The following is a 399-nucleotide window of genomic DNA, read 5'->3' as shown; positions in this document are numbered from 1 at the left end:
TATATCCCCTTATCAAAGTCAACAGCTTCCTCTCCAGTAACTCTTACTCCTGCCATTCGAGGAACCAAAAAATAACTGTTATAGGCTGTCCCTTCCATTATCTCTTCTTTTCCTAGATAATCCTCATGAACGGGAAGATAGACTGTGATGTTGTATGTTCCATCTTCCAATTCTCCGATATGAGGGCATGAGTAAAATGGGTTGCTTTTAGGTGTATATCCAGCTGCTACAGCTGTTTGAATCATGTCTTGAAAGGCTACTGCAATCTCATCACCGACAATATTATAGTTCACACTCAAGACATTACTCATCATTAAGGATTGATTCATACCATATGTAATTTCTGCCATTTTACTTCTCCACTGGGATAATCAAATCCACAAACAAATCATCATAAAC

General features: G+C 38.1%; 1 protein-coding gene. It reads right to left on the bottom strand.

Features of this window, described 5'->3' with window-relative positions:
- A partial coding sequence (locus HMPREF2613_RS00605) for a DUF5085 domain-containing protein (protein ID WP_070478192.1) occupies window positions 1-350 on the bottom strand: 350 nt, incomplete at its 3' end.
- Window positions 351-399 lie beyond the last annotated feature (49 nt).

Source organism: Streptococcus sp. HMSC070B10 (assembly GCF_001808665.1).
Lineage (GTDB): Bacteria > Bacillota > Bacilli > Lactobacillales > Streptococcaceae > Streptococcus.
Note: the sequence above shows the minus strand (reverse complement) of the source record. Positions and strands in the feature narration are given on the sequence as shown.